This is a genomic window from Synechococcus sp. 60AY4M2 (assembly GCF_002760375.1).
In the GTDB taxonomy this organism is placed as follows: domain Bacteria; phylum Cyanobacteriota; class Cyanobacteriia; order Thermostichales; family Thermostichaceae; genus Thermostichus.
Window position 1 is genome coordinate 82,180 of the sequence record NZ_AUMZ01000001.1, and the last position, 5,315, is coordinate 87,494.

Consider the following 5,315-nt stretch of genomic DNA (forward strand, 5'->3'; position numbering starts at 1 on the left):
GGACTCAGGTCCCCCCGTATACGGGGGGATGTAGGGGGGCGGTGGGACTGCCGCTCTCTGGCTGTGGAGGATCCTGGTTTACCAGTCCGTTGAAGCAGCAACTCCGGGAAGTGATTCTCGGAAGCTCCCGTCTACAGCCCGTCAGGGCTTAGCGGGAGAGGATGTCACCTCACGGTGTTTTGAATCGAAATCCAACGGCCATCAGGTGGGTTCATCACAAGCGGTAGCCGCGGGGAGTGATCAGCCGGCTGCCGTAGCGAAAGGTCTGCGAGCTGCCGATCAAGACCAGGGTAAACATGTCCACCTGCTCAGGATCCAACTCCCCTAGCGTGGTGAGGTGGATGGCCTCGCCGGGACGGTAGAGGTTGCGGGCCACCGCCACCGGGGTGTGGGTGGGGCGGGCCCGGCGAAAGATCTGCAGCGCCTTGAGGAAGGGATCCAACCGCTGCCGCGAGCGGGGGTTATACAGGGCCACCACAAAGTCGGCCTGGGCAGCCGCCTGCAGGCGTTGCTCGATGGCCGGCCAGGGGGTGAGGCGATCCGAGAGGGAAATAGCGCAAAAATCCTGCATGAGAGGGGCTCCTAGGCGAGCGGCAGCAGCTTGAAGGGCGGAGATCCCCGGCAGCACCTCCAGGGAGGGGCGGATCCCATCCCAGCCGCTGCGGGCCAAGTACTCCAGCACCAGGCCGGCCATGCCGTAGATCCCCGCATCCCCCGAAGAGATCACCGCCACCTGCAGCCCCTGCTGGGCCAGGGCGATGGCGCGCTGCGCCCGCTGCACCTCCTGGGTGATGGGAAAGGCTTCGCAAATCTGGCCGGGGTGCAGGAGGGGCGCCACCAAGTCCAGGTAAAGCTGGTAGCCAATCACCACCTCGGCTTGGGCCAGGGCCAGGCGGGCGGCCAAGGTCAATTGGGCGGGATCCCCAGGGCCGATGCCAATTAGCCACAGGTGCCCGGCGCGAGGGGAATACTCGCGGGCGGCGCGGGCAATGGCCAGGGTACAAGCTCCCTCGCTTTCTGAGGTGAAGATCTGCTTGGGGCAGACAAGGGTGGCTCTCCCCTGGGCTGGATTGTCCTCTCCCGACCAGCGCTGGGCCGCCAAAAGAGCAGCCGCCTCCGCCACCGAAGGGGTGCCCACCGCCTGCCGCACCGCCTCTGAAGGGTGGGGAACCGGGATCCCTGCCAGGGCCGCGGCGGAGAAAAACTGGATGGGCCAGCCATGGGCCTGGGCCAGCTCCAAGAGCCCCGCCTCATCCCGTTTCAGCTCCAGAGTGGCCAAGCCGGCAACGGCCTCGAGGGCCAGCCCCTGGTTTTGCAACAGGCGCCGCAGGGATCCCTCCAGCCAGGCGCGGCTGGTGCCCCGCTCGCAGCCCACCCCCACCCACAGCACCCGCGGATGCCAGTGGACGGTGGGGATGTGGGGGCAAGGCGTTGTGTATTCCCCAATCCGGATCTGGGCCACTGCTTGGTCGGGAGCCGTAGTCAAAAGAGGATGATCCGCTGGCCAGGCCCGCCGCCAGAGCTGCGTGCCGCAGGTTTGCTCTACGGCCACCGGCTCTCCCCGCGTCAGGGCAGCAGCTACCCCGTTCCAATCGCCACTGCCCCGCCGCCAGCCGTAGGGATGCCCCAACACATCCACAGGCGGGATCCCCAGCCCTTCGGAGGCAGAGGTGAGGATCGGCTCGGCTCCCAAAGCAGCCGCCACCTGCCGCGCCAGCGCATCGGCCCCGCCCACATGTCCCCCGCAGAGGCTAATGGCCCAGCGGCCTGATTCATCCACCACCACCACCGCCGGATCCCGGTATTTGTCCTGCAAGAGGGGGGCAATTAGCCGCACCACCGACCCAACTGGCAAGATGAAAAGACAGCCCTGCACCTGGGGCCAAGTTTGGGCCACCGCTGCCGCCAGGGATCTGGGCGCTGTGGGATGGCTGGGATCCCCATAGGCTTGCCAGGGCCAAGGCAGCGGCTCTCCCTGTGGATTGGCTTTGCTCCAGCAGATCCACTCCTCTGGCAGCAGCGACAGCAGAGCCTGGGCCAAGCGGCGACCGCGCGGGGTGGGGGCAAACAGGGCAAGCTTCATCAGCCTAGGGATCCTATACTGGACTACAGAGCCACCCGCAAATGGACAAGCGCCAATGCCAACCCCCCTTGGACTGATGCTGCCGCTGATCCCCCTGGAGGTTTTGCTCTCCACGAAGGGGCTGATGTTTTTGCTGCTATCGGCCTACGGCGGGGCCATGTGGACGTTTCTGAGCGGCGCACCGCGGGTTTACACCATCATCGTGCCCGATCTGGAGCAGGCGCGAGGGTTTTACGAAAAGGTCTTGAGGCTGCCGGAGGCGGAGCTGCCGCTGCAGTACTACTACGGCTATGAGCAAAGCATGGTCGGCTCCAGCCTGGGATCTGCCTACTTCCCGGCGGATATTGGCCTCAGCTCCCGCCTTGATGCCAAAGCCCGCTCCACCTCGACACCTCTCGATACCGCTGGCCTCTGGTATCAGCTCTCCGACACCGTGCAACTGCACGTGATCCCCGGTACCACGGATCCCTACGGCAGTCTCTCCAGAACTCCCTTTGTACCTGCCTACGGGGCGGCAGCCGGTCGCAGCAGCGGCGTCCGCTATCGCCACACCACCTACGAACGGGAAGCCCTCAAAGCCCTCCTGAAGCGGATCAACAAGCAAGGGATCCGCAGCAGCGTCCGCTCCGAAAAGCCTTTTGTCTTCTGGGTGCGCGACCATCAAGGGCAGATCGTCGAATTTGCCGAAATAGGATGAGGGGATCCCCTAAGATTGTTGGGGAGGCAAAAAGTCGGCACCGGGGGGACGCCAACGGATGAAACAGATGCTGCTGCTGTTGCTGGGTTTGCTGTGGATTGGGGTGTGGGCTGGACAGCCGGCCATGGCTCTGTCGCGAGCCAAAGATCACCCAGCAGTTACTGTGCAATCTCAAGCCCAGCAATTTATCACCACCGAGTCGGGTCTGCAGTACTACGACCTTGTCGAAGGTACAGGGCCTTCACCTCAGCCGGGGCAAACGGTGGTGGTGAACTACGTGGGCAAGCTGCAGGATGGCACCGTCTTCGATAGCTCCTACAAGCGCAATCAACCTTTTACCTTCACCTACGGGGTAGGGCAGGTGATCCGTGGCTGGGAGGAAGGTCTGGCCACCATGCGGGTGGGTGGCAAGCGGTATTTGCGCATTCCGCCGGAGTTGGCCTATGGCAGCCGCGGCGCCGGCGGCGTGATCCCTCCCAACGCTACTCTCGATTTTGAAGTGGAGCTCCTGGCCATCCAGTAGGTTCTGGATATCCACCCCTAAGCTTGACTGGGGGTGGGGAAAGTCAAGGCAGGGAGATGGCATGGCGCTGCGGCAACTCCCTTCTACGCTACAAACCTGTCTCCGTCTGTGGGGCCCAATTTTCTCCCCAAAGCTCGCTTGCGCCGGCACTTCCGCCAAGTGCGGCAAGGGGTGGATCGCTCTCTGGTCGAGCAGAAGATAGTGGCTCATCTGGCCTCTCAGCCCCGGCTTTTGGCGGCCAAGACCATCCTGGCCTACGTGGCCTTCGGCTCCGAGGTGGACTTGGGATCCCTGTTCGCCCTTTTCCCTGAAAAGCGCTGGGGGATCCCTCGTTGCTTGCCGCAGCGGCAGTTGCGGTGGCACCGCTACCACCCAGCTGAGCTTGTTCCCAACCGCTGGGGGTTGCTGGAGCCCTCTCCCAGCAGCGAAGTCATCGATCCCGCCGAAGCCGAGTTAATCCTTGTGCCCGCCCTGGCCTGCGATCGCTGGGGGAGGCGCCTGGGCTATGGCGGCGGCTATTACGACCGCTTTTTGGCCTCGCTGCCGGATCCCGGCGTGCCCAAGTGGGGCATTGTCCCGCAGGCCTGCCTACTGGAGCAGCCTCTGCCTCAGGATCCCTGGGATCAGCGCTTGGACGGGATCCAGACCGAGGAGGGGTTTTACCGGGCGGGGGATCCCCTAGACTAGGGGAGATGGGCCTTGGAGAAAAAACATGAGCCAAGTTTGGAAGAAGGGGCTTCGCTCCCTCTGCTGGAGCCTGGGTTGTGCAGCTTTGGCGGCGCTCTTGCTGGGTTTTGGAGCCATCCCCCTGCAACTGAAGGATTTGCACCTCACCCCCTGCCCGGATACCCCCGAATACACCAACCTGGTTACCAGCAACGGCAACCCCATACCGGCCAGGTGCCTATTCATTGAAGGCACGGTGGTCAACCGCTCCAGAAATACTGTGCTGAATGCGGATGTCTTCGGTCGCCTTTACGATGCCAACGGCAATGAGGTTCTGCCGGAGCGCACCCGCCTGGGAGCCATCGAGGAGGTTCCCCCCGGCGAAAGCCCCTTCTCCATTCGCATCTCCGTGCCCGTGACCAGCCCGCTGCCTCTGACTATGGAGCAGTTCAAAGCCAGCGGCTTCAGCGGCACCGTGCGCCGTTAAAGCTGGCGGGTGAAGTCCACCTGGGCCGGGCGCCCCGGCAAATGGAGCTGGGCAACCACCGGCGGGGTTTGGGCGATCAGCCGTCCCCGACGGAAAACGTACAGGCAAGCCGGTTGCAGGCGAATGGCTTCGACAGCATCGGCAGCCTGGAGCACCACCAAGTCGGCATAGCAGCCGGGTTCTAGTCCGTAGCCTTCTAACCCCAGAATGCGGGCCGGGTTTTCCGTAACCGCCAAGAAACACTGCCGCATCTGCTCATAGCCTGTCAGTTGGGCAGCGTGGATCCCCATGTGGGCCACCTCCAGCATGTTGCCGCTGCCCAGGGGATACCAGGGATCCATCACACAGTCCTGGCCAAAAGCCACCGTCAGCCCGGCGGCCATCAGCTCTGGCACTCGCGTCAGTCCCCGCCGCTTGGGGTAGGTGTCCTGGCGGCCCTGCAGCACCAGGTTGACCAGCGGGTTGGCGACCACTCCCAGCTCTGCCTCGGCCATCAGAGGAATGAGTTTGCTCACGTAGGCGTTGTCCATCGAGTGCATCGAGGTTAGGTGGGAGGCGGTCACCCGCCCCTGCAAGCCCAGCCGCAGCGTTTCGTAGGCCAAGGTTTCCACATGGCGCGAAAGCGGATCGTCGGTCTCGTCGCAGTGCAGATCCACCCGCAGGCCGCGCGCGGCTGCAATCTCGCACAGAGCCCGCACTGAAGCGGCTCCTTCGGCCATCGTCCGCTCGAAGTGGGGGATCCCGCCCACCACCTCCACCCCTAGATCCAAGGCCTTCTCCAAAAGCTGCACCGCCCCCGGCGAGCGGTAGTAGCCATCTTGGGGAAAGGCCACCAGTTGCAAATCCAGGTAGGGGGATA

6 protein-coding genes are annotated in these 5,315 nt (G+C 64.0%); 4 read left to right on the top strand and 2 right to left on the bottom strand.

The window, feature by feature from the left end:
- Nucleotides 1–214: 214 nt before the first annotated feature.
- Nucleotides 215–2,083 carry a precorrin-3B C(17)-methyltransferase gene (cobJ, locus tag SYN60AY4M2_RS00355; protein ID WP_099812059.1) on the bottom strand — a complete coding sequence of 623 codons (1,869 nt, stop codon included), beginning with the start codon at nt 2,081–2,083 and terminating at the stop codon, nt 215–217.
- 55 nt (nt 2,084–2,138) lie between these two features.
- Between cobJ and SYN60AY4M2_RS00360 the strand changes: the two genes are divergently transcribed.
- The 4 genes from SYN60AY4M2_RS00360 (at nt 2,139) to SYN60AY4M2_RS00375 (ending at nt 4,456) form a co-directional block, all read left to right on the top strand.
- On the top strand, nt 2,139–2,780 hold the full coding sequence (locus SYN60AY4M2_RS00360; protein WP_011430432.1) for a hypothetical protein: 642 nt from the start codon (nt 2,139–2,141) through the stop codon (nt 2,778–2,780).
- 58 nt (nt 2,781–2,838) lie between these two features.
- The gene (locus SYN60AY4M2_RS00365; protein WP_041438366.1) at nt 2,839–3,303 is read left to right on the top strand and encodes an FKBP-type peptidyl-prolyl cis-trans isomerase; all 465 of its coding nucleotides are present in this window, start codon (nt 2,839–2,841) and stop codon (nt 3,301–3,303) included.
- Nucleotides 3,304–3,411: 108 nt separating this feature from the next.
- Entirely contained in the window at nt 3,412–3,990 is a 579-nt protein-coding gene (locus SYN60AY4M2_RS00370) for a 5-formyltetrahydrofolate cyclo-ligase (protein ID WP_240527650.1), read from the top strand.
- Between the two features lie 25 nt (nt 3,991–4,015).
- Nucleotides 4,016–4,456: an FxLYD domain-containing protein gene (locus tag SYN60AY4M2_RS00375; protein ID WP_011430429.1), complete on the top strand. Its 441-nt coding sequence runs from the start codon at nt 4,016–4,018 to the stop codon at nt 4,454–4,456.
- Here the strand turns inward: SYN60AY4M2_RS00375 and SYN60AY4M2_RS00380 are convergent.
- The coding region (locus SYN60AY4M2_RS00380) for a cytosine deaminase (RefSeq protein ID WP_099812060.1) at nt 4,453–5,315 on the bottom strand (863 nt) is incomplete at its 5' end. The genes SYN60AY4M2_RS00375 and SYN60AY4M2_RS00380 overlap by 4 nt on opposite strands.

Excerpts from the sequence above, each read along its gene's own strand:
- cobJ (WP_099812059.1), bottom strand. The coding sequence starts at position 2,083 with ATGAAGCTTGCCCTGTTTGCCCCCACCCCGCGCGGTCGCCGCTTGGCC.
- SYN60AY4M2_RS00365 (WP_041438366.1), top strand. The coding sequence starts at position 2,839 with ATGAAACAGATGCTGCTGCTGTTGCTGGGTTTGCTGTGGATTGGGGTG.
- SYN60AY4M2_RS00360 (WP_011430432.1), top strand. The coding sequence starts at position 2,139 with ATGCCAACCCCCCTTGGACTGATGCTGCCGCTGATCCCCCTGGAGGTT.
- SYN60AY4M2_RS00375 (WP_011430429.1), top strand. The coding sequence starts at position 4,016 with ATGAGCCAAGTTTGGAAGAAGGGGCTTCGCTCCCTCTGCTGGAGCCTG.